This window comes from Streptomyces sp. NPDC053427, from assembly GCF_044544985.1.
Classification (GTDB): Bacteria; Actinomycetota; Actinomycetes; order Streptomycetales; family Streptomycetaceae; genus Streptomyces.
In genome coordinates this window covers 213679-239939 of the sequence record NZ_JBITYA010000005.1, presented here as the reverse complement: position 1 = coordinate 239939, position 26261 = coordinate 213679, and the positions used below count along the sequence as shown (strand labels likewise).

The following is a 26261-nucleotide window of genomic DNA, read 5'->3' as shown; positions in this document are numbered from 1 at the left end:
CGTTGAGGAATGCGGCGACGAGATCCGAAACCGCCGGTCACATAGGCAGTGACAGCAGCCGCACCGCTCCCTCCGGCGCGCTCGCGTCGTCGTGCAACGGCGTCCACATGGTCCGCAGCGGCATGACCACCGGGCCTTCGGGCTGTTCGACCTGCACGTCCTGGGAGAGCGCGTGCCACCCCAGCCGCTGATACAGCGGCACGAGAGGCGGCCGGCAGAAGAGCAACCCGTACCGTGGTCCCAGCGTCCGCGCATGGGCCAGCGCGGCCGTGACGACCCGACGCGCCAGACCGCGCCCCCGCACATCGGGTGCGACGGCGACCCCACCCAGTCCCACCACCTTGGTCTCGACCCCGCCGATCGACACCGGCAGCACGAGCAGACCGGCGTGCGCCATGAGGCGGCCGTCGCTCCTGATGCCGAAGTGGTCCTCCTTGGGCAGCCAGGCCAGGCCGGCCTCCGCGACCCCGAACGGATCGTCGCCGTCCCCCAAAATCTCCTGCAGTTCCGTCTCCGTGTACCGCGCGAGCCGCACCATTGTCGGCGACGCGGAAGGTGGGTTCCCAGTCATCCCTGCATGATGGACCGGAAAGCGGCCCAGCGGCCCTCCGGTCAGGGAAGAGTGAAGAAGATCATCGGGTTGTGGTCGCTGGTCCGGACCGGCTCGTCGAGGCCGAGTTCGCTTTTCACCGCGGCGAGTTGGCGGGCCACCTCGGGGGCCTTGGCGGTGGACGGCGTGAAGTATGCGAGGGCGTTGTCGGCCAGCCATTTCACGATGACCGAACCCTCGCTGAACGGCTTGGGCCGTCGGCCGTGGAAGACATCATGGACGCTGGTGGGGGTGCGAGGCGGGACGGCCGGGAAGAGGTTCTCGATGTACCAGTGGGCGAAGCGGGCGCCGTGGTCGGCGTCGATGAAGAGATAGTCCGTCGTCGCGGTGGGCACCTTGTCCACATGCTCGCGCACGTCGCCCTTGGTGAAGGTCCACCGGCCGCGGGAGAGCTCCGGCGGGACATTGCGGACGACGTTGTCGACGATGTCGAACGAATGCAGATGCCCGGTGCCGTTGTCGCGCAGCGCGCTGAGGATCCACTGCGTCGACCAGCCGTAGAAGGTGCCGATCTCCACCACCACCTCGGGGCGCAGATCACGCAGCAGCAAATAGGTCAACTCCGCCTCGAAGTCGTCGAGTTGGGCCTTCATCGCCTTTCCGCGCTCACGGAGGAACCGCCGCTGGGCGTCCCGCACGGCCCGCAGATCGCTCTCGTACTTCCGGTACAGCGTGCGGACGTGATCGACGGATATGGCTTCCACTCTTCCTCCGAGGGTGAGATGTGTATGAAGAAAAAGACACGCAAAAGCAGTTGGCGGGCAGCGAACGAAAGAAAGTGCACATTGCTGAGATCCCGCCGCCTTCCGCGGCCGATACGAATCTAGAATTCGCGGCGCGGAAGGGCATCACGCTCACGAGCCATGTCGGCGCGTAGCTCTCAGGTATGACCCGCCCGGCAGCGCGGGCCCCCGGACCTTCGACGGGGCGTCATGTCACCGCGCATCCGTACCATGAGCGCGTGATATCGGAATATCGACGTCCCCCCGAACCACGCCCGTTCGCATGGCGATCGGCCCGGACGACCCTGCTGACGACGGCGCGCGAACTGTGTGCGTTCTCCCTGCGCACCCTGCCGCCCGGCCGGAGGGCCAGGAACCAGATCGTGCGCCATCTGCCGCTCGTCGCCGTCGCTCTCCTCGCGGCGGACATGGGCGCGGCGGGGACCGTCATCGTCGTCGAGCGGCTCGGCCTGGGATGGCCCGCCGCCGCACTCATCGCCGCCGTTCCGGCCGCCGCCCTGGTGCTCGCCCTGTTCCGCCCCCTGGTCGCCTGGTGGCTCTCGCTCGCGGCCTCGCTCCCGTACGCCGTCGGCACGGCCGTCCTCGGCGTCGCGGTGCGGGACGACGTGCCGTGGCCGTGGACGGAAACGGGCCTGATCGCGCATCTGGCGGTCACGCTGCTCGTGGCCTGCCGGGTGAGACCCCGGGTGTACGTCACGCAGTGGGCGCTGACCTTGCTGCTGGGCGGGCTGCTGACCGTGGGCCCGGCGCCGCAGTCCACCACCAGCGTGCTGCCGGTATTCGCGCTGCTCTCCGGGTTCGGGCTGGTGATCATCACGACCGTCCGGGGACGCAGCGCGGCGCTGCGCCAACTGCGCCGGCAGGAGGCCCTGACGGAGGTCGAACGGACCCGCCGTACGCTGCTGGAGGAGCGCACCCGGATCGCCCGCGAGCTGCACGACGTCGTCGCGCACCATATGTCCGTCGTCGCCGTGCAGGCGGAGGCCGCGCCGTATCGCGTGACCGAGCCGCCCCCGGAGCTGAGCGACAGTTTCGCCAGCATCCGGGAGAACGCCCTCGCCGCGCTCACCGAACTACGGCACATCCTGGGCATGTTGCGCGCCGAGGAGCTGACCCCGGACGGCCGCTACACGCCCCAGCCGACGTTGGAGAACGTCGACGAGCTGGTGGCCAACGTCCGCGCGGCGGGTCTGCGGATCGAGCCGACGGTCTCCGGTACTCCGCGGCCGTTGCCGCAGGCGCTGGAACTGTCGGCGTTCCGGATCGTCCAGGAGGCGCTGAGCAATGCCCTGCGGCATTCCCCCGGGTGCCGGGTCGACATGGAGCTATCCTACGGGCGGGCCGATTTCGGCATACGGGTCGCCAACAGCCCGGCCGAAGAAGGCGTGGCGGATCGAAAAGGCACGGGGCACGGCGTTTTGGGTATGCGGGAAAGGGCGTCCGCACTCGGCGGTTCCCTCGAAGTGGGGCCCCGAAAAGACGGCTGGTTCGAAGTCACCGCTTCGCTGCCCACCGGAAAGCAGGAATGAGGACGTATGACGATCCGCGTACTGATCGCCGACGATCAGAAATTGATCCGGCAGAGCTTCGGCATAGTCCTGAATGCCCAACCGGACATCGAGGTCGTGGCCGAGGCGGTGAACGGCGAGGACGCCATCCGGCGCATCGAGGAAACGAGTCCGGACGTGGTCCTGATGGACATCAGAATGCCGGTGCTCGACGGACTGGAAGCCACGCGTCGCATAACGGAAAGCACCCCGGACGTCAAAATCATCATGCTGACGACCTTCGACGTGGACGAATACGTCTACGAGGCGCTGCGCGCCGGCGCGAACGGCTTTCTGCTGAAGGACTCTTCGGCGCATCAACTCGCCGAAGCGGTCCGTACGGTCGCCACGGGCGGCGCGCTGCTGGACCCCAACGTCACCAAGCGCCTGATCGAGGAATTCTCCAAAATGGGCGGACCGCGCAGCCCACGGCGCAAACGCCTGGCGGATCTCACGGAGCGGGAGACGGAGGTCCTCTGCCTGATCGCGCAGGGCCTGTCGAATTCCGAACTGGCCGCGCACTTGGTCATCGCCGAGCAGACGGTGAAGACCCACGTCAGTCGCATCCTGGTGAAACTGGGCCTGCGCGACCGCACCCAGGCCGTGGTCTTCGCCTACGAGACCGGTCTCGTCGTCGCAGGATCCTGACAACTCCCCTCCGTGCAACGGAAACCGCAGACGCACTCGGGAATCTCCCCCGACCGGCGCCAGGTCCGCACTCCGAGTGCGTCAGGGGAGCGGACGGGACCGCCGTTGCCCGCCCGGCGGGCCGAAGCTCAACCCGTTCTCGTCGAGGGCAGGAAGCCGGGCCACTGCGACGGAGGTATGTCCGGGGGTGGCAGTGGCTGGGTCGGGCCTGGTGGCGGCGTCGAGTCGGCGCGTAAGTTGCTCGGATGATCGGGATTCCGGAGACGTTCGCGCGGACCACTGTCGAGCGTGAAGGAGAGCCCGGGGCGGTATGGCTCGCCGAGCTGCCCGGGATCGTCGACGAGCTGCTGGGGCGCTGGGGGTGCCTGCCGGACGGCGAGGTCGTGCACGGGGGCGTCGGGGTCATCGTCCCGGTGCGGCGGCGGGCCGAGGGGACGGCCGTGCTGAAGGTGTCGTTTCCGCATCCCGGCAACCGCCATGAGCCGGACGCCTTCGCGGCGTGGGGTGGGCGAGGGGCTGTCCTGCTGCACGAGCGCGACGACGAGCGTTTCGCGATGCTGCTGGAGCGGGTCCGGACGTCGACCCTGGCGGAGGTCGAGGACGACGATCGGGTGGTGACGGTCGCAGGGCAGGTCGCTCGCCGGCTGGCCATCCCCGCGCCGCCCGGCCTGCCCCGGCTGCGGGAACGGGCCGAGGCCTGGGAGGAGCAGCTGCACAAGGACGCCGAGGAGCTGACGCATGCACTGCCGCGCCATGTGGTGGACGCCGCCGTGGCGACCGTCCGCGAACTGGGCCGGGTCCAGCCGGACACGCTCATCCACGGCGACCTCCACGCCGGAAACATCCTGCGTGCCGACCGTGAACCGTGGCTGGCCGTCGACCCCAAGGGATACGCGGGGGATCCCGCCTACGACGGCGGCACGCTGCTCAGGTCGCGGGCACTGACGCTCCTCGCAACGGACGACCTGCGCAAGGCCGCCCACCGCATCCTGGACGTCTTCGCCGAGGCCGCGGAGGTCGATCGCGAACGGGCTCAGCGCTGGGCCCAACTCCATGCCGTCCAGGACGCGTTCTGGAACCGCCGTCATGGATTCCGTACGGCCCGCAGCGGGTCACGATCGGACTGGCTGATCGCGTTCGGCGACCGCCTGGCGGAGCTGCTCGCGGAACGCTCGTAGAGCGTGAGCTCGGCGGAGAACGTCCGGTTCGGACGAGCGCCGGCCGCAGCCGGACGCGAACGGCGGGCGCTACAGCTCGTCGTCCATCACCGACCTCTAGGCCAGGTTCAGGGCCAAGGCCGCCACGGCCAGGCAGAAGAAGAGTGACCGCCCATCATATTTGGCATATGCCAAACGACAACTTTAGTTTCCATATCCCCCTTACGGTAACTATAGTTGTCCGCATGTTGCCATCTGAGATCACCACCGAAGAACTGGTAGCCCTCGACAAGTCCCTCCTCGACGCTCTCAACCCACTCGCCTCGGCTCTGCGCGCCCGGGCAACCGGCCTGCCCGAGGAGCGCATGTGGGATGCGGATCCCCTCGAGGTGACACTGTCGATCCTCGCCACCTGGAAGGTGGTGGACGCGGAGGTCAAGCGGTTGACGGCGATCGCGGCACAGACCGCCGGCTCCTACGGTGCGAGTTACGAGCAGTTGGGCACCGCTTGGGGTATCACCCGGCAGGGCGCCCGCAAGAAGTGGCCGGACGCCGTCAACAGGTCGGCGACCACGGAGGCGGAGACGAGTGCCGTCGAACTGTGCGGCGGCAGCGCGGAATTGTCGCGGGACCCGTCATCGGGTGGCTGGCGGTGGACCGGACAGGGGGCCGACGGAACACCCGGCAAGGCCGACGGAGCCTCCTTCTACGCCACGAAGGAAGAGGCCGCCGCCCACGCGGGCGCCTTCCTGAAGGAGCATGCCGCCGACCGGGGCTAGCGGAAAGTCCGCTGCTCCGGTGTGACACACCGGAGCAGCGGACTTTCTTGGCGCGGCGTCGGCGGGGCGAGTCCTCGCCGGGTGGAGGGGCGACCAACGCGGTGGTGGCGGTCAGTGCAATGGCGACCGCTGTGTTGCCTGTCAGCCGATGGGGTTGACGAAGGTGGCCGGGTGGGTGGCGCCGCGCTGGTCGACGAGCGCGCCCCACGGCCAGTCCAGGGTCAGCGAGGTGGTCTCGTTCGGCGGGGTGACGACCGCGAAGGCGGGCTGCCAGAAGCCCTTCTTCTCCTTGGTCAGGGCGAGGTTGATCGTGAAGTCGGTGCTGTCGCCGGGTGCCAGGGTGATCGAGCCGTGCTTGGCCGACGAGCGTTGCAGCGACCAGACCCCACCGCCGTTCTCGGTCTTGAGGTCCACGCCCGGGAAGCCGCCGATCTTGCAGGTGCGGCTGCCCTTGTTGGTCAGCACGATGCTGGTGGTCGTCGAGCCGCCCGCGTTCGGGTCCGGGGTCGCATCGCCGCCCATGGCGAACGACGCCTTCAAACCGGAGGTGTGGCAGCGCTCAACACCCGAGCCCGCCTTGCCACCGTTGGCGGCCTGCGTACCGCCCGACTGCTTGCCCGTGGCGCCCGCCTTGGGACCGGCCTTGGCACCGGTGCCACCCTGGTCGCCGGAGCCCTCCTTGGCATCGGAGCCCTGCGCTCCGGCGGAGGAGCCCGCGCCGCTGTCCTCGACGGCGGCCGTGCCCGTGTGGCCCGCGGGCTTCGCGCCGGTGGCGTCCGCGCCGGAGCAGGCGGTCAGGGTGAGGCCGGCGGCTGCGGTCAGGGCCGCGGCGGCGATGCGCAGGGTGCGGCGGCGAGCGGTGCGGACGGTGGTGCTGGAGCTCATTTCGGGTCCCCCGGGGCAGTCGGTGTCGTCGTTTCCTTGGTACGTCACCCACTCTGACCCAGGCCACTGTCGCAAGGCTGCCGCTCCGCTAACGTCCGGCTAACACGGGTGTGAGCAGGGGAAAGGCGCCAAGGACAACCCGAAGAACCAGTCCTCGACCGCCCAGTGGGAAACGCGCAGCTGCTTGCCGGAACCGGGGACATCCGACACGTCAAGGTCAAGGTCATAGCCACGGGCGTCCCGCCCCCCAGCGACCTGAGCTCGCTCTCTCTCTTCGGCTGTCGCGCAGAGCGACCGTGTCGGCCTGGCCTCAAGTCCGAGGCTCTCGAACGCGGTTCGCGCTCAAGGCGGGCCTGCTCAAGGCGGGCCCGCGTGGTTCACCGCTCATGGAGACGGCCTTCGCGCGATCGTGTGCCGTATCGCATCGGGCACCTGATCAGCACGAAGGCCGTGGGAATGAGTTGTTCCTGCCGTCGGGCGGTTCCGCGTACCGCGCGTTGGGTTCAGTCGGTGATGTACCAATTGTTCTTGAGGTACTCCAGGGTGCGGCTGCCGAGGTCGTTCTCGGTGAAGGTGACGGAGGCCCTGACTGCTTCGACCGGCATCTCGATCTTGTCGCGTGAGCGCACGGCGATGCGTTGCGGGTCGATCGTCGCGGTTCGCAGGGCCTTCTTCTGCGCGGGCGAGATCATCTGGAACATGGCGACGAACGTCGACGTGCACGGGCCGAGCCCCTCATTCTCCGCCTGCTTCGCGGCGGGCCCGGCCACTTCGCAGACCGTGTGGATGTCCTCACGGCCCACGGCGTGCAGGTACTGCTCGTACCGCTGGATCGCGCCCTCCTTCGACCTGGGCGCGGGCTGGCCGCCGGTCGGGGCGGCCGACGGCTTCTCCGACCGAGCGGACGCGGACGGCGTGGCCGACGGCTCCTTTGCCCGCGTGGAGGCGGACGGCCGCGAAGGCTTCGCGTCCGTGTCCTCCTTCGCCTTCTCCGGACCGCACGCGCACGCCACCAGCGCCACACACGCCGATACCGCCACGTTCGCCATCGTCCGCACTCTCATCCGGTTCCCTCCGGTCGCCGCACCGCCAGCCCACAACACATCAACAGGTCACGCAGGATCTGGGGGAACGGTTCCCGAGCCGGTCCAGGCGTCATGATCGGTGCCGCGCTCGTCGCCGTCCCGCTGACGCCTGTGAGCCGACCGCCCCCCGGGCGGCCTTCTCCGGCTGTCACGCGGAGCGACGAGTGTTTCAACAAGCGGCCCGCCACCCGCTACGACGTGGGCGAAACCGTGAAGCGACCCGGGAGCATCACCGAACGGAACCTGCCCCGACCTTGAATCCCGGGCCAAGGGTCTCACGGGTGCATACGCGAGCCCTTCAGCACCTTGTCGACGGCATTGCGCGGCCCGTACACGGCGATGCCCACCAGGTCCAACTCGCTTGTGCCGACGGCGCGTACGGCCGCGCGATTGTCGGTGTCGTTGCCGGTCGCGAACAGGTCGGAGGTGAAGACGGCGCGGGGCAGCGCGCGCTTGAGGGCACGTTCGTGTGCGGTCTTCAGCATCTCCTTGCCGCCCTCGAAGACCAGCACGGGCTGCCGGAACATCGGCAGATAGGGGATACCGTCGGCGTCCTCGTACGGCTCACCGATCACCTCGGGCAGCCGCGTGGCGAGCCCGCTCACCAGGAACGCGGTCGCATTCAGCCGCTGCCAGCTCTCCAGGTCGTCACGGAGCAGAACGGCGATTTTGGTATCGAAACGTACGGGCGGCTGCGGGGCGACGGTGGTGATGTCGGTGTCGGTGCTCATGCAGTGAGACTGCCGAACGCGCCACGCACCCGTCTTGTACGTTCTTTGCATGGCGGCCATCGGCTCTCCGGGCGAGGAGATCACCGCGTGGCGCCCGCGGATGCAGGGCGTCACGGAGGTCTTCCACGCGCACTTCATGCGGCATGCGTACCCGATGCACGTACACGACACGTGGACGCTGCTCATCGTCGACGAAGGCGCGGTCCGCTACGACTTGGAACGGCACGAGCGCGGCACTCCGCTCGGTACGGTGTCGCTGCTGCCACCGCAGGTCCCGCACAACGGCTCCGCCGCCACCCCGCACGGCTTCCGCAAGCGCGTCCTGTACCTGGAGGCGGGCACGGACCTGCTGGACGACTCGTTCATCGGTCCGGCGGTGGACACTCCCGACCTGGCCGACCCTCTCCTACGCCACCGCATCGGACAGCTGCACTCGGCGCTCGCGCAGCCCGGCGACGAGCTGGAGGCGGCGGCCCGCCTGGCCCTCGTAGGCGAGCGGCTACGGGAGCGGCTCCGCCCCCACCTGGCCGAAAACCACGGGCCGCGGCCCGACCGCCGGGTGGCGGCCGCGCTGCGCGAACTCCTCGACGCACGGCTCGTGGAGGGCATCGACCTGACGGAGGCCGCGTCACTGGTGCACGCACATCCGACACATCTGGTGCGCTCCTTCGGAGCGGCGTACGGCATCGCCCCGCACCAATACCTGATGGCGCGCCGCGTGGACCGGGCCCGTCGCCTCCTGCTCGACGGCCGGCCGCCCGGCGAGGTGGCCACCGCCTGCGGCTTCTACGACCAGCCCCACCTGACCCGCCACTTCAAGCGCATCGTGGGGGCACCGCCGGGCCGATATGCGCGCGGCGCCTGACGCAGGTCACCGGTCCGCCTTCATCGGATCTCCCCGCCCCATGACCGTGCCAACGGCGTGCCCCGGCGACGGTCGCACGATCCGCCGGACAGGCCCAGGCCGTGTCCGACGGGTCTTGTCCGGTGCGCAGGCTCTGGCACCGCATCACTGGGTGGAGTTGGTCCTCACTTCGGTGATGCCCTGGACCGGTTCGGCCGCGGAATTGACCCGGAGATTCGTCGCCGAATTGACCAGGAAATCAGGTCATCCGGACCGTAGAATCATGATCATGACTGAAAAGATACCCTCTGCCTCCACGACCGCGGCGCCGTTCCAGGCCGTGCTGACCCGCTGTGCTGACGCCGAGACCTGCGCCGACCCGAGCAGTGTGATGACCCTGCTGGGCGAGTCGCACGACGCCGGGAGCGGCTTCACGAGCTACCGGTCGACCTTCGCCAAGGGAGCGGTGGGGGCACCGGCCCATTTCCACACCAAGGCGACCGAGCTGTTCTTCGTGATCAGCGGATCCCTGCAGGTGCTGGTGGGCGAGGAGATCACCGTCCTGAACGAGGGTGACTTCCTGGCCGTGCCGCCGCACACCCCGCACGCCTTCGCCGCGGCGCCCGGTGCCGAGGCGGACGTCCTGTTCGTGTTCACCCCGGGCATGGACCGGTTCGACTACCTGCGCCTGCTCGGCCGGGTGCTGCGCGGCGAGGCCGACCCCAAGGAGATCGCCGAGTCGGGCGAACGCTTCGACAACCACTACGTCGACAGCCCGGTATGGCGTGCCGCTCTCGAGAACTCGGTGTGATCGACGCCAAGACGACGGTGGCGGCCCTGCCGTAGCGGGTGGCAAGGCCGCGCCACTGCTTGAGCTTGTTGACTTCTCGATGTTGTTGGCCCTCCGGCGTGTTGCTGCGCTTGCGTGTCTGGTCGACCGCGGCGCGACCGTACGGCGAGAGCGGGCCGGGTCTGGGCGTCATGGCCGAGTGCCCTGCCTGAGGACCCTGGTGGGTTCGTGCAGCCGGGCGCGCCACAGCAGAAAGCGGCGGGTGCGGCGTTCGACCGTGTTCCGCTGGTGGTAGCTCTCGGCATCGGAGGGGCTCCGGCGGCATGGTGATGAGCCCTGCAGTCCCGTCCGGAGACCCGGTGTCCTGGCGCATCGGTCGTTCGACGACGAAGGAGTCACTGTGCCGACCCCGCCCTACTTCCCCTTGCCACCCACCGATCGGGTGCGCTCCCCGCGCACCGGCTGGACCCGTGCGCACTGGGAGGCGACCGCCGACCATCTGCTGCGTGCCGTGGCGCCCTACGCGACTCCGGGCGGCGCACAGTACCGGCTGCCGGGGCGGCACAGCTGGTCCGGTGTCGTGTCGGACGGCCTGGAGGGCTTCGCGCGTACCTTCCTGCTGGCCGCCCTGCGGATCGCCGGCGCCCACGGCGAGGTCGAGCCCGCCCTCGTGGAACGCTATGCGACGGGGCTCGCCGCCGGGACGAACCCCACGAGCGGCGAGGCCTGGCCCGCGCTCACGCCCTGCTCCCAGCAGATGGTCGAGTCCGCCTCCATCGCCATCGCCCTCCACGAGACCCGCCCCTGGATCTGGGACCGGCTCGACCCCCACGTACAGGAGCGGATCGTCGGATGGCTTTCCGGCTTCGTGGGGTCCCGTACCTGGGACAACAATTGGCGGCTCTTCCAGGTCGTGGTGGAAGAGTTCCTCGCCTCGGTCGGCGCGCCGCATTCCCGGTCGGAGATCGACGCGGGCCTGGACCGGATCGACGACTGGTACGCGGGAGACGGCTGGTACAGCGACGGTGACGGTCGTAACTTCGACTACTACGGTGGCTGGGCCCTGCACCTGTACCCGCTGCTGTGGGCCCGGATCGCGGGGGACCAGGACGGCGAACGCGCCCGGTGCCACAAGGCGCGACTCGCCCGATTCCTCAACGACTACCAGCAGTTCTTCGGCGCCGACGGCGCGCCCGTACATCAAGGCCGCTCACTCACCTATCGCTTCGCCTCCCTTGCCCCGGTCTGGATGGGCGCCCTGGCCGGCTGCACCCCGCTGCCCCCGGGACGCACCCGCCGCCTCGCGTCCGGTGTCCTGCGGCACTTCGCCGAACGCGGCGTACCCGACGAACGGGGGCTGCTGCCGCTCGGCTGGTACGGGCCGTTCCTCCCGGCCACCCAGTCCTACTCGGGCCCGGCGTCCCCGTACTGGGGGAGCAAGGGCTTCCTGGGCCTGCTCCTGCCGCCGGAGCACGAGGTGTGGACCGCGGATGAACTGCCGTTGCTCATCGAGGAGTCCGACCAGTACACCGCCCTCCCCGCCCCGGGCTGGCTCCTCCACGGCACGCGGCACGACGGCATCGTGCGGCTCATCAACCACGGCAGCGACCACGGAGGCGACGACCCCCACTACTCCAAGCTCGCGTACTCGACGGCCACCGCCCCCGATGCGGCCCCCCACGCGTGGACGAACGCCGTCGACAACCACCTCGCGCTCGTCGCCGCCGACGGCACGCCTTCACGGCGCACCCTCATCCACCCCCTGCACTGCGCGGAGCGGACGGCAGCTTCGTGGTACTCGGCACAACTGCCGGACGAGGAAGGTGAGTTCAGGGTCGAAACCGCTTCGTTCCTCCACGGCCCGTGGGAACTCCGCGTGCACTGGGTGGCGGCCCCACCGAGGGTGACCGTCCGGGAAGGGGGCCACGCGGTCGCCTCCGCCGCGCGCCCAGGGGGCCGAACCGGCGCGATGTGGTCCCTGGCGCAGACCGCCGATGGCCTGAACAGCACCCTGGTGGCCCTCCACGGCTGGCCCGATGGGTGCGCAGGCATCGCCCGCAATACAGCGGCCAACGCGTTCGGCCCGCACTCCGCCACCCCGTTCCTGGCCCTGGAGAACCATCCTGGTGGTCGGTCGGTCCATGTCTCCCTCATCGGCCTGGCCCGCGATGTGCTCCACCCCCAGGCGCTGCGCGAATCGATCACCGTACGCCTCGACGGCCCCCGGGTGATTCTTCATCTCCCTGACGGACGGCTCCTGCACGCGGAGCCGTCCGGCCTGCCGCCATCGGGTCAGGGTGTCGTCGGGAGTCCAGGCTGAGCGGGCTGGGGATCGGCATCTGGTCGGAGGCCGCCGCGACGTTACGTGGTTCCCGCGTGGGGGTTGCTCCCGCTGCGGTGAGGAGGTCGGCAGTTGCGGGGTGAGGGCCGTGGTTCGCCCAGTCCAGGGGGGACCAGCCCGTGCCGTGCTCTTCGCGAAGGTTCGGGTCGGCGCCGTGCGCCAACAGTTCACGCACCGTCTCGGTGTGCCCCCAGCACGCGGCCGCGCACAACGGCGTGCCGTCCGAGCCGAGCCCGCTGCTCTCCCTGTCGGGCAAGGCCCCGGCCGTCAAGAGCAGGCGGACGATCTCCGCCCGTCCGTTCACGGATGCCTCGTACAGCGCGGTGGTGCCCTCGCCGTCGCCTCGCTCCGGGTCGGCCCCAGCCCGCAGCAGCGCCTTCACGCGGGCGGTGTCACCCAGCGGAATCGCTGAGAAGAGACTTCGGGAGAGCTTCTTCTGCTTCCGTTGGTTCATGGTGCCGAGGTTAAGGGCCGTCCCGTCATGCCGGGCGGGCGCACGACGACAGCTACGGCACCTCGCCGCGTCCCGATCCCGTCCCGCACCAGCGTGTTGACGGAGACGGTGCCGAAGCAGCCGGAACTCCACGGGCGGCTACAGGACGACCACATCGGCATGGCCGAGCCTCGTGTGGACGTCGGCGGTCGAGCCTTTGCTGCGGGTGCGCCCCTCAACCCCGGGTGACCGCGAGCAGCGCCGTGTCATCGGTGATGCGGCCGTCGGTGTGGCGGCTCACCTCGGTGAGGAGCGTGTCGAGCAGCGCGTCCGGTCCGGGAAAGTCACGCCCGGTCAGTCCGGCGCCGGGGTCGTAGAAGTCCCCGGCGCGGTTGCGCGCCTCGGTCAGGCCGTCGGTGTACAGCAGCAGAGTCGCCCCCGGGGGGAACGGCACCGTGTCGGTCCGTTCCTGGTCGGCGCCCAGCTCCGCCAGTCCCAGAGGGAGGGCCGGCTCGGACGGTTCCGCGCTGCGCACCCGGCCGGCGTGCAGCAGCAGAGGTGCCGGGTGGCCGCGGTTGACCAGCCGCAGCTCATTGCCACAGCGCGGGATCTCGACGAGCACTCCGGTGACGAATCCCTCGGTCCGCTCGGGTCCCGCCCGCCGCTCCCTTTCCCGCAGCAGTGCCCGCTCCAGCCTGGCCGCGACCCCGACGAGCGTGGATTCTTCCTCGGCGGCCTCCCGGAACACCCCCATGGCCACGGCCACCACCTTGACCGCCTCCACGCCCTTGCCCCGTACGTCGCCCACCAGACAGCGCACGCCGTACGGGGTGTCCTGCGCGCTGTACAGGTCACCACCGATCTGTGCTTCTTTCATGGCCGCCTGGTAGCGCACGGCGATCCGCAGCGCCCCGATCGATTCCGGCGGCTGCGGCAGCACGGCGCGCTGCACGGCCAGGGCGACTCTGCGTGCGGACTGCAGGCGCACATTGCTGTAGTACATGAGGCGGTTGACGACGATGGCGAAGGCCGAGACGGTCGCGACCGCCGCCAGCTCGCTCTCCCCACCGGATTTCCCTATGAAGCCGAAGTGGGTGAGCAGCGCGAAGTCGATGGCACAGGCACCGATGCCGGCCAGGATCGTAGCGGGCAGCGACAGCAGCGCGGCGGCCGTCATCGGCGCGGCCGTGTAGAAAGCCTCTCCACTGAAATGCGGAGGGGTGTGGTAATCGATGAGGGCGCCTCCGACGAGCAGCACGACGGGCAGCAGCTGGAGGCGACGCACACACCAGTGCCTGGCGGTGGTGCGCCTCGCGCTCGGTGCCCTCACGTAACCGCTCCCGGTCCGTCGTGCCGTACACCTCCCCAGCATCCTCGGGCCGGAATACGTCTGCCAGTCGTGGGGCGCCGCCTGTACGGGGACGCGCCGTATCGCCGCGGGTGTCGGCGTCGGGCCCTGGGGGCATGCCTTTGGCATATCCGCACATGACTACAGAGGGTGGTGCGAGTGCCGGTCCGGTGCCGGCGCCCGTGATCGGGAGAGGGACGAGCCTCAGGTCGCCGGGCTGCCGCCGTGCACCTGGCGGTGGGTCAGTGCCCACCAGATCTCCGCGAGGTCGGCCGGGTCGCGCAGGCTGGTGCCGGTGATCTCCTCGAAGCGCCGGAGCCGGTTGCGCAGGGTGTTGGGGTGCACATAGAGGGTCCGCGCGGCGGCCTCCAGGCGCAGCCCCTGTCGTAGGTAGGCGGCCGCCGCGTCCTCCAACTGGGCGCCCTCTTCGCCCCGTTCGGCCAACGGCGCCAGCCGAAGTCGCACCAGCTGCTCACCCACGGCCGGCATCGCCACGACCGTGGCCCGCAGCCCCAGCTCCTCGCGGGTGAACGCCCCGACGAGCCCGCAGCCCGCGGCGGCGCGGAGCGCCTGAGTGGCCTCGGCGAATTCCGCGGCGAGTCCGGATGCGGGCGCGGGGGCGCCCAGCCCCACGATCAGCGCGCGGCACAGTCCGCTCGGCCGGCCGGCAAGCAGCCCGGCCGCATCCCCGTCCACGGTCGTGACCAGGGGCTTCCCCGAGGCGTCCAGGGCAAGCCAGGGGCGCAGCAGATCGACGGCGCGGGTGAGAACACCGTCGCCGGAAGTGCGGGCGCTGTCGGCCGAGTCGGGCAGCCGTGCGCGGAAGGGGAGCCGGAGGGCGGTGTTCCGGTCGTATGCGTCGCTCGCCTCCACGGCGTCCTTCTTGCCGAGCAGCAGCGCGCGGACCAGCGTCGACCGTCGGCGGTCCGCCGCCGCGCCGTCCGGGACGCCGGCCCGGCAACTGCGGACGAGGTGCAGGGTGTTGGCGTCGGCCCAGATGCGGAGCGTCTCGGCGATCGGCAGCAGATCCTCGGCGGTGCCCTGCCGAGCCGCCATTTCCCCACAGAACCGCCGCCAGACGATGTCCGTGCCGATCCGGTACGCCGTGATGAGGTCTTCGACGGGCAATGAGCGGGCCAGGGGCGTGACCTCGTCGAGATACGTGGCGGGGATGTCGTACGAGCGCCCGCCGCCACGCCCCGGCCCCACCGGTGACCGGCGCTGCTCGTCGGACCAGCGGCCCACCAGCGACAGGCCGTTCCGCAGCGACGCCCTCACCCGCGGCCGCAGCGCGTGGGCCGACACCGATGCGTAGCAGGGAAGTTGGGCCCGGAGAGCGTGGATGACCTGGTCGGTGAGGGTGTCGAGGCCGGCGTGCAGCGCAGCGACGGCCTCCGGCACCGTTGTGGAAGTCTCCACCCATCCCCTCCCGACGCGGTGTCTTTCCCCATGGCGAAAACGATCATTCGTCGCCATGCTACGAGCAAGCCGCCCGAACCCCTACAGATGTTCGATCTTGGACGACTTTTCCACCGTCGTCGGGATCCGTCCGTCGTTCGGTACCCGGCCCCCGCAACCCCCGGGTCACTCGACACCCTCAAGGAATTCCATGGCCGTTTCCTGGCGCCGCATCGCGGTGCCCGCCGCCGCCGTCGGCGTACTCGTCCCCGCCGCCCTGGGCGCCCACGCCCTGCTCTCCGACTCCGGGAATTCCGGCGCACCCCCGACCGGGATACGGGCCGCCGGGTCCGCGGACCCCGACGGCGTACCGGATGGCAGCGCGGGAGCCACCGGTCCGGAGGGCGGCGCCGTCGTCGCCAAGCCCTCCGACGCGCCCGCCGGTTCCGGCCGTTCGCTGCCCGTGCGGCTCTCGTCGTACGACGCCCGCAACGGGCAGGCGGTATGGAAACCGGCAGCCGGTAAGACCGTGCGCACGGGAGACGTCGTTGCCGCCGCGCCCAACCGGCACGCCCCGTCGGGCGCGCTGTTCAAGGTGGGCAAGGTCACCGGGTCCCGCGGCGGCGAGGTCCGGGTGACCACGGTTCCCGCGACGCTCTCGGAGCTGCTCGGCGACCGGAAGGTGGACCGGCGGGCGGGGCTTCGGGCCGGTGAACTCACCGTCAAGCCACTCTCTTCCGGTGTCACGGTGCAGCACCCGCCCGCCGGGGGCGACCAGGACAGCGGCGCCCCGTCCGCACCGTCCGACGGTGCGAGCCTGCCGTCCGGCGACACCAGCGCCGGTGCCAACGCCGATTCGGGTGCCGACGCCGGTGGTACGGGGCGGGACGCGCCGGCCGAGGGCTCGCCCGGTCCGTCGGCCTCCGCCACCGGGGCGGCGCGCGCCCAGCTCACCGGCCCCGGTGCCCGCGCGGCGCAGCCCTCTCCGCGCGGCGATGCGCTGCCGCGCGATGCGGCGAAAGCGCTCACCACCCTGCGGCTCGGGATCGATGTGCCGCTGCCGAAGGGCGTGGAGGCGACCGGAAAGTCTCCGGCCCGGCTGTCCGGCGAGGTGACGTTCCGGCCCGAGCTGATCTTCCAGTACGAGAAGCGCGGCGGGCCGAACCTGCTACCGCAGCGCGCGGCCATCGGCCTCGGCGGCTCCTACGCCTATGACTGGCAGGTGCACGGCAAGGTGCGCGGCACCGCCGACACCGGGCAGATCGCGGTGCCGCTGGCGGCGGTCACCGGCCGGCATGTCTTCTGGGTGGGCCCCGTCCCGGTCGTGGTCAGCACCGAGGTCACCTTCACCTACCGCTTCACCGCAGGCGGGCGCATCGTGCTCGACGCCGACCAGCGCACCTCCGGATCGTTCGCCATCGGTGCGCACTACGACCGCGGGCACGGGTGGCGGCCGCTGCACGAGGCGCACCAGCGGACCAAGGGCGCCGCGCCCCGGGTGGCGGGCGCGGCCTCCGCAACGGCCCGCATCGGGACGCACGCCCAGGTGTTCCTCTACGACACGGCGGGCGTCGGCGGCGACCTCTCCGTTCACCTCACCGGACGGGCCGCGGCGGCCACCGACGGCCGCGCCCCGGCGTGGGCGCTCAGCGCGGGCTACGACCTGAAGACCGAGCTGATGCTGCGACTGAAGATCTTCGGCATCGAGATCGCGAACCTGAGAACCACCCCGTTCGCCCTGCACGACGAGCGCAAGCTCTTCGGCCGCGGAAAACTGCCCGCTGTCTGAGGCGGCGGTCGCCTGCCGCCCGCTCGGCCATCGGTTTCCAGATGCCCCGTCCGCCCGGGTGAGCCGTGTCCCACCCGGGCAGTACCCCTTGTCCAGGCAACGAGTTGTGGGCCGGACGCACCCCTCGCGGTCCCTGCCCTCTGCCCTTCTCGGGGCCGACCGGAGGAGGCATCCGGCAACCGCCGTCCCTTGCGCGAAGCCGGGCTCAGAAGGCGGAGTTGTCGAACCAGCGCGTCAGCAGATCCTCGTCCCCATGCGTCTCGAAGGCGTCCGCGTCGTGGCCGAGGCGGCCGTACATGAGGAGCAGCAGATCCGCGGCGGCGCCGTGCACGGCGGCGTCGGCGCTGCCCGGCGCCGCGGGGCTCTCGTCGAGGCCGAAGCCGTCGGGCCGCAGGCGGACCAGCCAGTCGCCGTCGGCGTCGGTGCACCGGAAGCGAAGGGTTTCGCCGTTGCCGCGCAAGGCGGCGACCTTGGGGGCGAAGAAGGCGGCGAAGGGAAGATTGACCAGGAACTCGTCCACACCGTCGGCCGCGAGCCCGCAATCGATCTCGGGCGTCAGCCCGAGGGCGACCTCCGCGTCGGTGCGGTGCACCAGGGTCTCGAACAGCATCCGCCGTACCCAGAACCTGGCGTGCTGATCGGCACCCCACGCCCACATCGGGGCGTCCGGATCGGTGGCCGCGAACACGCTCCCGGCCTCCGCCGCGCTCGCCGTGAGCCAGTCGGCGTAGCCGTCCTCGTGCTTCGGCAGATCCAGCTCGACGTCACGGCTCCGCGGCGCTTCCTGCACGAGCTGACGCAGCAGGACGGAGAACCAGCGCTGCACGCTCCCGGCGTGCCTGACCAGGTCCACGAGAGTCCAGCCCGGACAGCCGGGCACCGGGGTCGCCGGGTCGGCACCCCTGATCACCTCCACGAACCTGCCGGTCTCCGCCGCGATGGCCGCACGATGGGCAGCGGGGGCACCTGCCCAGCCCGATTGATTCGGCATGTCCTCTTCGCCACGCTTTCCTGACGTCCGGCCCGACCACCTGACCGGCCGGGCATCCTGGTGCAGCGTGTCACAGCGGTGCGACCGGTGAGCGGGCGGCAGCGGCCATCCGGCGGCGGCGATCCGCCCCATCCGGTCCGGCCGGTGCCGTAGGTGTCGAACCGCAGGCTCATCACGCCGTCACCGCCGAGGGTGTCGGCGAACAGGGCGAGGGTGTGCGGGGTGACTGCGGGCGGCTGGTCGCCGTCGCGGTCGGTCGGACCGCGGTGAACCGTATCTCGCGGTCGGTGGCGGGAATCAGCGGTGCGGGGCGGGGAGTTGTCGCCGTCCGGGCGGTAGCCGAGGCGGGCCCGGTCGTCAGTGGGCGATCAGCGGCAGGACGAGCGGAACGCCCACGAGGAGTGCGCACAGGAGCAGCGCGCGGGGATTGCCGAAGTTGAAGGTCCAGCCGAAACCGGACCGTTTCTGCACCAGCAGCGAGGGATCGGCGCGATTGACGTAGAGCGATCCGGCTCCGCGCCAGTACCGGTCGTCCTCGCGCTGCACCACGCCGGTGTCCGGCTCCGCCGCCCCGTCACCCGCCGCGGCGGGCAGTCGGCTGCCCGCCTGCCCGGTACGGATCGCGATGCCCACGACAATGGCCAGGCCGAGCAGCAGGGGGAGCAGAACGAGTGCCGGCGACAGCCTTCCGACGCGCCACATCGACCAAGCCCCGACGCCCATCGACAGGTCGGCGCACGCGGCGAGCAGCAGTACGGAGATCACCGCGCGCACCGAGAAGCGCCGGTGCCTGCGCGCGGAGTCGGCCGGTCGGGCCGGGTCGAGTTCCGGCCGGGCGCGGAACGAGAACCAGGACACCACCACGAGCAACGCGCTCACCCCGACCTGCGCGAAGACCAGGGAGAACACGCTGCCGATCGACTTGGTGGCGTACTGGTCGGCGTACCCGGACGTGTTGAAGTGCACCGCCAGGCGTTCGGGCACCGACGGATAGACGAGGACGCCGGTCACCGCCGTGCCCGCAATGACCAGCAGCGCGGGGAGCGACCAGAACCAGGGGAAGCGTTCCGGTTCGGTGCGCAGCGAGGTGTCGGTCACCACGCCCTGACGCAGGCCGCGATACCACTCCTCGTCCCGTTTGACCGCCGCGATCGCCGCACGGGCCCGGGCGAAGGCGGCCAGGCATACGGCGAGGACCAGCGCGGGCAGCGCGCCGGACCAGGTGAGAGGGGTGGTGGCCGCCAACACGGTGCCCACGACGATCAGTCCTGCGCCGACGGCGCCCACCCGCCACCGGTAGCGCCCGCGTTGCTCGGCGATCACCGGAGCGTCCGCCCGCGCGGCGGGTATGCGTACCCCGAAGGGCAGCGTGGGACCGGCCAGCGAGGGCGCCACCCACGCCAGTATCGTGATCATCAGTGGCGGCACCGCGTTGCCCAGTAGCGCTCCGCTGTTCATGGCTCCGGATCTCCTTGCTCTGCCCCGTGGTCCGCGCCGCGTGCGGCGAGCGCGGGTGGTGTGAACGAGGTCAGGACGGAGCCGCAGCTGCCCAGTACCGTCGGATCGCCGACGCCGTGGGCGACCGCTTCGGCGAGCAGCGTCCGCAGCCGTGTCTCCCACTCGTCGGTGAAGCCGGGCTCCGGCGGACCGGTGCGGGCGTCGCGCTGCACCAGCGCGCCGCTCTTGCGGTTGATCCGCAGCAGCCCTTCCCGCCGCAGCACGTCGTAGGCCTTGTTCACGGTGTGGAAATTGATGCCCAGATCGACCGCGAGCTGCCGGGTCGAGGGCAGCTGACTGCCCTCGACCAGCTCACCGGACGCGATGGCCTCAACGATCCGGTTTCGGATCTGGAGGTAGATCGGCACCTCGCTGTCAAGGTCGAGGCTGAGGATCACGTGAGGACTCCCGCTGTCGCTCTGTTATAGCTTTTATAGAACAGTACAGCCGACTGGGGTACTCCCAGGGGGAGTTAAGGGTGCGTCAAATTCGGGGGGAGCGGTGCTGTTCAGCCGACGTGGACGCGGGGCCGGCGCTCGCGGTCGGGTTCGGCCTCGCGCAGGACCTCGCGGGTGACCGGGGCGACCTCGCCCTGGCCGAAGAGGAAGAAGCGGAGGAACTGGGCGAAGGGGTTGCCCTCGGTCCATTCGAAGTAGATGTGCGGCCGCTGTCCGGTGGTGTCGCGGACGTGCAGGAGCAGGGCGGCCAGGGCGTTGGAGATGGTGGAGCTGTCGAGGCAGAGCACGCGGTAGCGGCCGTGCAGGACCTCGCCGCGGACCCGTAGTTCGCTCTCGAATTCGGAGGGGTCGCCGACGGTGACCTCGACGAAGATGCAGTCGTCCTTGATCGAGAGGTCGTTGTCCGTTCGGATCTGCTGGAGCTTGTCGCGGTATTCGGCCACGTCGCGCTGGTCGGGCTCGTTCGCGATGAAGCGGATCGTGCGCTGAGCGGTGTCGCGGATGAACCGCTCCGCCACGTCGTCGAGGATCACGCTGGTCACCCGGAGCTCGAAGGCGCGGGCGAGGCGGGAGAGGAACGACAGCAGGATGATGCCGGCGATGAAGCAGGCGCCGATCTTCACGCCGTCCGGCCGCTCGATGACGTTCGTGACCGTGGTGTAGAGGAAGACCAGGGAGATCACGGCGAAGCCGATGGTCCAGCCCCGCTGACGGGCGCGCCGGGCGGCAATGGTCACGGCGATCGCGGCGGAGCTGATCAGGACCAGGACGCCGGTGGCGTAGGCGCCGCCCTGGGCGTCGACATCGGCGTTGAAGATCCAGGTCACCAGGAACGCGACCAGGGTGAAGACCAGGACCATCGGCCGGACCGCCCGTGCCCAGTGGGGCGCCATGCCATAACGGGGCAGATACTGCGGCATGAGATTCAGCAGGCCCGCCATGGCGGAGGCGCCGGCGAACCAGAGGATGGCGATGGTGGAGACGTCGTAGACGGTGCCGAAGGCGGAGCCCAGGTACTCGTGGGCCAGATAGGCCAGGGCGCGGCCGTTGGCCTGCCCGCCGGGCTTGAAGGCGTCCTCCGGAATCAGCAGCGTCGTGATGAAGCTGGTAAGGATGAGAAAGACGCTCATGATGACGGCGGCGGTGGTGAGCAGTTTCTTCGCTCCCCGGATCCGTCCCGCCGGCCGTGCTTCGGTGTCGTCGGGGTCGCCCTCGATGTGCGGCATGACCGCGACGCCGGTCTCGAAGCCGGACAGTCCCAGCGCGAGTTTCGGGAAGACCAGCAGGGCCACCCCCACCATCGCCAGCACATTGCCGTGCTCGGTGGTCAGCGCGTGGGACCAGTCGGGGACGACATGCGGCGCGGTGGCCACATGCCACAGTCCGACGACGACCACGGCCACATTCAGCGCGAGGTAGAGCCCGACCAGGACGACCGCCACCCCGATCGCCTCCAGGAAGCCCTTGAGGAACACCGCGCCGAGCAGGGCGACCAGGATCAGGGTGGTGACCAGCTGCTGGTTGTGCAGGACGCTGTTGACGTGCGGGTTCTCCACCAGGTGGGTGGAGGCATCGGCCGCCGACAGGGTGATGGTGATCAGGAAGTCGGTGGCGGCGAAGCCCAGCAGGGTCAGAACGAACAGCTTGCCCTTCCAGAACGACAGCAGCCGCTCCAGCATCGCGATCGACCCCTGGCCGTGCGGGCTCTCCTCGGCCACCCGCCGGTAGACCGGCAGCGCGCCGGCGAGGGTCACGATGACCAGGACGATGGTGGCGATCGGCGACAGCAGGCCCGCCGCGAGGGCCGCGATGCCTGGCTGATATCCGAGGGTGGAGAAGTAGTCCACGCCCGTCAGGCACATGACCCGCCACCACCGTTGCCCCTTGTGGGCGCTCTGGGGTCCGGCGTGCGGGCCGGGGTGGTGCTTGGCCATGTCGGTCAGGCCTTCCAGCATCCACGCGCGCACGCGATGCCGGGCGGCGGCCCCGGAAGAGGAGGCGGCAGGGGAGGGGGTGGCCATCGTGCGCTCCTGTCGTACGGGTACAGCTCGTACGGCGAATTCTGGCCATCGACACGACGGCCACGTCAGGTTACGCACCCGAGGCCTGTCCGCCAACGCGTTCGTCGGCATGGCGGCCTCGTGTCCCCGGAGCGGTGGCGAGGATGTCCGCAGCCCGATGGTGAAGGAAGGACACGGGCGGGTGCGTGGACGGTCCCCGGTGCAGGACCTTCTCCCCGGCAGCGCCGACCAGTTCAGGAATCGTCCGCCGGGACGTCCGACGGCTCTCCCGGCCGACCCGCCGCGGCGGCCTCCGCCTGCCGGTTCCGTGGCGGCGGAGCGGTGGATCCGCGGGGGATGAGGTGGGTGGGGAGTACCACCTGCCGGGCGGGGTCGCCGCTGGGGTCCGCGAGGATCGACGAGACGAGCTCGGCGGCGATGCGACCCGTGTCCCGAGGCGACTGGGCGATGGTCGACAGATCGAGAGCCTCGGCGAGGGAGTGGTCGTCAAAGCCGAGGACCGACATCCGGCCGGGTACCTCGATGCCGCAGGAACGCAGGATGCTCAGTACCTCAAAGGCCATCTCGTCGGTCTCCACGAAGACGGCCGTGGGCATCTGAAGCAGGCTCAGCAGGGAACCGATCCCCTCGCGGAGGCCTTCCCGGCTGTATTCGGCGCGCACCACCAGGGCGTCGTCACAAGGCACTCCGGCATCTTCCAGGGCCTGGCGGTAGCCGGCCAGCCGGTCGTGCGCGCTCCAGGCGAAGGATTCCACGACGGCCGACTGGATGTGGGCGATGCGCCGATGCCCGAGGTTGAGCAGATGCTGCGTGCCTTTGCGGGCGGCCTCGGCGTCATCGACGTAGACGCCGGCCCGGCCGGGGGCGTGCTGACTGACGAACACCACGGGTACGCCGAGTTCGTCGAGCCGCTCCCGCTCCTCCTGGGTGAGGATGAAGGAGACCACCATCAGGGCGTCGGCGTTGTGCCGGGCCGGGAGGCGGTCGAAGAACGCCGCGCGCTCCGCCTTGTTGGTGACGACATAGACCAGCAGATCCAGTTCGGCCTCGCCCAGCACTCCCGCTATGCCGGTGAGCGTGGTGCCGAGAAACCAGGGGGCCCGCGCGAGCCCCGGCATCAAGACGGCGACCCGGCGCGTCTTGCCCGTCACGAGGCTCGACGCACTGCGCGAGAGGGCGAACGACATGTCCCGCGCCGCCCGCTCCACACGGCTCCGGGTTTCCGGGGTCACCGTCGGTACGCCGCGGAGGGCCCGCGAGACCGTCGAGACGGATACCCCGGCCTCGCGCGCGACGTCTGCCATCGTGGCCTGACGCTGCTCTCCCACCATGGTCCAGAACCTACACGAAGCCCCTGGGCCCCGGATGGCCCGACCGAGGGGCGCTTCTTCCTGGTCGGGGGCCGGTCGACCGGGTCGATCAGCGCCGGGATGCCGGCGGGGTCCGTCAGCCGCCCCTACGAGCGCGCGTATCGGTGAGATGACCGATGTGCGGGGAGCGGAGGCGCGGCCATAGTCCTCGGGAGATCGTTTGCGGGTGGCCGTGGTCGCCCGGTTTTCGTGAGGAGCTTCTGTGGACACGTATGCGGATCTGGTGTTTCTCGGCGGGCGGGTGGTCACGGTCGACGCGGAATTCTCCGTCGCCTCGGCCCTGGCAGTAACCGGCGGGATCATCACTGCCGTCGGGGGGCGGGACGACGTCGCGCCGCTCGTCGGGCCCGGCACCCGCGTCGTCGACCTTCGAGGGGCGACGCTGCTTCCCGGTATCAATGATTCCCATCTGCACGGCTGCGCCTTCGGCATGGCGACGCCGCCGCTCTCCCTCGACCTCGGCCATCCCGCCGTGTCCTCCCTCGCGGACGTCGCCGAGGTGGTACGGGAGGCCGTCGGGCGGGTTCCGGGCGGGCGGTGGATCACGGGGCACGGGTGGGACACCGGTTACCTCGGCGAGTGCGTCGCCGATCCGTCGCGACGGCCCTCGCGGTGCGACCTCGACGCCGTGAGTCCGGACCACCCCGTCGTGCTGTACTCCTTCTCCGGGCACGCCACCTGGGTCAACTCCAAGGCACTGGAACTCATCGGGATCGATCGGCACACCGTGGCGCCGCCCGGCGGGGCCATCGTCGTGGACGACGCCGGGGAACCGACCGGGCTGCTCCACGAGGGGGCCCAGGCCCTCGTCCAGAACGCGCTGCCGCCGCTCAGCCGGCAGGAGCGGACCGACGCGATCAGGTCGACCCTCGCCACGCTCGCCCGGCTCGGCGTGACCAGCTACACCGAGCCTGGGCTCGGCCCCGGCGGCGACGGCATCATGCGGGGCGCGCTCGGCGCTCAGACCCTCGACGTCTACCGCCGGCTGCTGGCCGACGGCGAACTGACCGCCCGCCTCGGCGTCCTGCTCCTGCCCACCGGAATGGCGAGCACCGCCGACGATTTCGCCCGCACCCTCACCGCCCTCGGCGAGTCCGGCGACGCCGATCCTCGCCGCCTGGCGATCCACGGGGTCAAGATCTTCGCCGACGGCATCGTCCCCAACAAGACGGCCTGGATGCACGAGCCGTACGTCGGCGGCGGCTGCGGCTCCCTGTGCGTCGGCGGCGAGACCGACGCCGAGCGGACCGCCGAGATCGACGCCATGATCCGGCATGCCCACGCCGCCGGGCACCAGTTGGGCGTGCACGTCACCGGCGACCGGGCCATCGACACCGTCGCGGACGCCTTCGCCGCGGCCATGGCCGAGCACCCGCGGCCCGACGCCCGCCACTACGTCATCCACGGCGACTTCCTCACCGCGCACAGCATGAAGGTGCTGGCCGCGCACGGCTTCGGCGTCAACATGAACCCCACCATCAAGTGGACCGTCGCCGACATGGAGGAGGAGTTCGTCGGCGTCGGCAGGGCCGCCTACGCATGGCCCTACCGCGATGCCCTCGACGCCGGGGTACGGGTCGCGAGCGGGTCCGACGCCCCCGTCACCTACCCGGACTGGCGCCAGGGCGTCGCCACCATGATGCTGCGCGAGTCGAAGGCCGCCGGCCGGGTCAGTGGCCCCGAGCAGCGCATCGGCCTGGCCGAGGCGATCCGTACGTACACGATCGACGCGGCCTGGCAGGACTTCGCCGACGACTGGAAGGGCTCCCTGGAGCCGGGCAAGGTCGCCGACCTCTGCGTGCTCGACGGGGATCTGCTCGCCGCCGACCCCCACGACATCCCGGAGATGCCCGTCGTCCTCACCGTCGTGGACGGGCAGGTCGTGCACGACACCCTTCGCGATTGACGTATTCCGGGCGCATGATCATTCTTGGGGGATGGCAGCGCAGCGGAGCACGGCGGACATCCTCGACGCGGCCGTCCACGTCCGTGCGGCCGCCAGGAGCGCCACGAACGGCGCCACCGGCGTCGGCACGGTCCTGGCGGCGCTGTCGGAGGTGATGGAGTACGACCACGCCTCCCTGGCCCGGTGGGATCCGCTGCGCAGGCGCCACACCACCTTGGCCGGGAGCTACCCGGACGACGCCACGGCCTACATCGAGTCCCGCCTCCACCACGACCCGGTGTTTCCCGTGCTCCGCAGCCCGGCCCGAGGCGGTCTCTGGCTCAGGGACGTCCCCCGGCAGCTCCTGGCGGCGTCCCCCGGCTTCCAGGAGGTGCTGTCTCCCCTGGGCATCGAGGACGGCGTGGCCCAGTGCCTGTTCGCCACCGACGGCCGGTACGTCGGCATGCTGAACGTCAGTACCCGCCGGCCGCGGCGCGCGCCCGACCCGGCGCGCGCCGTGGTCACCCTGCTCACCGAGGCCCTCGCCGCGGCCGTCGACCCCCGGTCGGGCCCGCCGACCGCGGAGGTCGCCGCGGCCGACCCGGTCGCGGACGCGCGGCGGCCTGGCGGACTCTCGCCGCGGGAGCTCCAGGTGCTGGCCGAACTGACCACCGGCCGCACCAACCGGGAGATCGCCGAGCGGCTGTACATCACGCCACGCACCGTAGGGACCCACATCGAGCACATCCTCGCCAAGCTCGACCTCCCCAACCGCGCGGCCGCCGCCGCCCGAGCCGCCGCCTGGGGAATCGAACTCTCCCGCTGACCCGAGCCCCACAATGCCGTCAGGGTGTCGCGCGACACCGCGTACGCGAGGCAAGGAATCCCGGAATGAGAATGGCCGGGACAAC

The 26261-nt window shown here is 70.6% G+C and carries 22 protein-coding genes and 1 pseudogene; 10 read left to right on the top strand and 13 right to left on the bottom strand.

The window, feature by feature from the left end:
- Positions 1-37 precede the first annotated feature (37 nt).
- Positions 38-571, bottom strand: a complete 534-nt coding sequence (locus ACIGWZ_RS15810; protein WP_400064801.1) for a GNAT family N-acetyltransferase — start codon at positions 569-571, stop codon at positions 38-40.
- A gap of 41 nt (positions 572-612) precedes the next feature.
- The gene (locus ACIGWZ_RS15805) at positions 613-1314 is read right to left on the bottom strand and encodes a class I SAM-dependent methyltransferase (protein WP_400064799.1); all 702 of its coding nucleotides are present in this window, start codon (positions 1312-1314) and stop codon (positions 613-615) included.
- A gap of 257 nt (positions 1315-1571) precedes the next feature.
- On the opposite strand from ACIGWZ_RS15805, the gene ACIGWZ_RS15800 reads away from it, so the two are divergent.
- The 4 genes from ACIGWZ_RS15800 (at position 1572) to ACIGWZ_RS15785 (ending at position 5484) form a co-directional block, all read left to right on the top strand.
- On the top strand, positions 1572-2882 hold the full coding sequence (locus ACIGWZ_RS15800) for a sensor histidine kinase (RefSeq protein WP_400064797.1): 1311 nt from the start codon (positions 1572-1574) through the stop codon (positions 2880-2882).
- A 6-nt stretch (positions 2883-2888) separates the two neighbouring features.
- Positions 2889-3548 (top strand): response regulator, encoded by a 660-nt coding sequence (locus ACIGWZ_RS15795; protein ID WP_400064795.1) that lies wholly within the window; start codon positions 2889-2891, stop codon positions 3546-3548.
- Between the two features lie 245 nt (positions 3549-3793).
- Entirely contained in the window at positions 3794-4726 is a 933-nt protein-coding gene (locus ACIGWZ_RS15790; RefSeq protein WP_400064793.1) for an aminoglycoside phosphotransferase family protein, read from the top strand.
- Positions 4727-4950: 224 nt separating this feature from the next.
- Positions 4951-5484, top strand: coding sequence for a hypothetical protein (locus ACIGWZ_RS15785; protein ID WP_400064791.1), 534 nt, complete (start codon positions 4951-4953; stop codon positions 5482-5484).
- Between the two features lie 141 nt (positions 5485-5625).
- Here ACIGWZ_RS15785 and ACIGWZ_RS15780 read toward each other — a convergent pair whose 3' ends face one another.
- The 3 genes from ACIGWZ_RS15780 to ACIGWZ_RS15770 all read right to left on the bottom strand — a co-directional run bounded on the left by ACIGWZ_RS15780 (position 5626) and on the right by ACIGWZ_RS15770 (position 8185).
- Complete coding sequence (locus ACIGWZ_RS15780) at positions 5626-6369, bottom strand: DUF4232 domain-containing protein (RefSeq protein WP_400064789.1); 744 nt, start codon at positions 6367-6369, stop codon at positions 5626-5628.
- Positions 6370-6872: 503 nt separating this feature from the next.
- Positions 6873-7391 carry a hypothetical protein gene (locus ACIGWZ_RS15775; protein WP_400064787.1) on the bottom strand — a complete coding sequence of 173 codons (519 nt, stop codon included), beginning with the start codon at positions 7389-7391 and terminating at the stop codon, positions 6873-6875.
- 338 nt (positions 7392-7729) lie between these two features.
- Positions 7730-8185 carry a DUF2000 family protein gene (locus ACIGWZ_RS15770; RefSeq protein ID WP_400064785.1) on the bottom strand — a complete coding sequence of 152 codons (456 nt, stop codon included), beginning with the start codon at positions 8183-8185 and terminating at the stop codon, positions 7730-7732.
- Between the two features lie 49 nt (positions 8186-8234).
- On the opposite strand from ACIGWZ_RS15770, the gene ACIGWZ_RS15765 reads away from it, so the two are divergent.
- From ACIGWZ_RS15765 to ACIGWZ_RS15755, 3 genes are all read left to right on the top strand, one after another.
- Positions 8235-9050 (top strand): helix-turn-helix domain-containing protein, encoded by an 816-nt coding sequence (locus ACIGWZ_RS15765; RefSeq protein WP_400064783.1) that lies wholly within the window; start codon positions 8235-8237, stop codon positions 9048-9050.
- A 268-nt stretch (positions 9051-9318) separates the two neighbouring features.
- Positions 9319-9840 (top strand): cupin domain-containing protein, encoded by a 522-nt coding sequence (locus ACIGWZ_RS15760; RefSeq protein ID WP_400064781.1) that lies wholly within the window; start codon positions 9319-9321, stop codon positions 9838-9840.
- 379 nt (positions 9841-10219) lie between these two features.
- On the top strand, positions 10220-12139 hold the full coding sequence (locus ACIGWZ_RS15755) for a DUF2264 domain-containing protein (protein ID WP_400064779.1): 1920 nt from the start codon (positions 10220-10222) through the stop codon (positions 12137-12139).
- Between the two features lie 58 nt (positions 12140-12197).
- Here the strand turns inward: ACIGWZ_RS15755 and ACIGWZ_RS15750 are convergent.
- From ACIGWZ_RS15750 to ACIGWZ_RS15740, 3 genes and pseudogenes are all read right to left on the bottom strand, one after another.
- Positions 12198-12614: pseudogene (locus ACIGWZ_RS15750) on the bottom strand (ankyrin repeat domain-containing protein); the annotation flags it as partial.
- A 214-nt stretch (positions 12615-12828) separates the two neighbouring features.
- Positions 12829-13878, bottom strand: a complete 1050-nt coding sequence (locus tag ACIGWZ_RS15745; RefSeq protein WP_400064777.1) for a PP2C family protein-serine/threonine phosphatase — start codon at positions 13876-13878, stop codon at positions 12829-12831.
- A gap of 267 nt (positions 13879-14145) precedes the next feature.
- A complete protein-coding gene (locus tag ACIGWZ_RS15740) occupies positions 14146-15360 on the bottom strand; it encodes a PucR family transcriptional regulator (RefSeq protein ID WP_400064775.1) in 1215 nt (404 codons plus the stop codon).
- A 190-nt stretch (positions 15361-15550) separates the two neighbouring features.
- On the opposite strand from ACIGWZ_RS15740, the gene ACIGWZ_RS15735 reads away from it, so the two are divergent.
- On the top strand, positions 15551-17128 hold the full coding sequence (locus tag ACIGWZ_RS15735) for a hypothetical protein (RefSeq protein WP_400064773.1): 1578 nt from the start codon (positions 15551-15553) through the stop codon (positions 17126-17128).
- A gap of 205 nt (positions 17129-17333) precedes the next feature.
- Here the strand turns inward: ACIGWZ_RS15735 and ACIGWZ_RS15730 are convergent, their stop codons facing one another.
- From ACIGWZ_RS15730 to ACIGWZ_RS15710, 5 genes are all read right to left on the bottom strand, one after another.
- Complete coding sequence (locus ACIGWZ_RS15730) at positions 17334-18119, bottom strand: maleylpyruvate isomerase family mycothiol-dependent enzyme (protein ID WP_400064771.1); 786 nt, start codon at positions 18117-18119, stop codon at positions 17334-17336.
- 357 nt (positions 18120-18476) lie between these two features.
- Positions 18477-19577: a DUF1648 domain-containing protein gene (locus tag ACIGWZ_RS15725; protein WP_400064769.1), complete on the bottom strand. Its 1101-nt coding sequence runs from the start codon at positions 19575-19577 to the stop codon at positions 18477-18479.
- Positions 19574-20014: a GntR family transcriptional regulator gene (locus ACIGWZ_RS15720; protein ID WP_400064767.1), complete on the bottom strand. Its 441-nt coding sequence runs from the start codon at positions 20012-20014 to the stop codon at positions 19574-19576. Before ACIGWZ_RS15720 ends, ACIGWZ_RS15725 begins: the two co-directional genes overlap by 4 nt.
- Before the next feature lie 110 nt (positions 20015-20124).
- Positions 20125-22095, bottom strand: a complete 1971-nt coding sequence (locus ACIGWZ_RS15715) for an amino acid transporter (RefSeq protein WP_400064765.1) — start codon at positions 22093-22095, stop codon at positions 20125-20127.
- A gap of 233 nt (positions 22096-22328) precedes the next feature.
- The gene (locus ACIGWZ_RS15710) at positions 22329-23426 is read right to left on the bottom strand and encodes a LacI family DNA-binding transcriptional regulator (protein WP_400064764.1); all 1098 of its coding nucleotides are present in this window, start codon (positions 23424-23426) and stop codon (positions 22329-22331) included.
- A 241-nt stretch (positions 23427-23667) separates the two neighbouring features.
- On the opposite strand from ACIGWZ_RS15710, the gene ACIGWZ_RS15705 reads away from it, so the two are divergent.
- Complete coding sequence (locus ACIGWZ_RS15705) at positions 23668-25371, top strand: amidohydrolase (protein WP_400064761.1); 1704 nt, start codon at positions 23668-23670, stop codon at positions 25369-25371.
- 31 nt (positions 25372-25402) lie between these two features.
- Complete coding sequence (locus ACIGWZ_RS15700) at positions 25403-26176, top strand: LuxR C-terminal-related transcriptional regulator (protein ID WP_400064759.1); 774 nt, start codon at positions 25403-25405, stop codon at positions 26174-26176.
- Positions 26177-26261 lie beyond the last annotated feature (85 nt).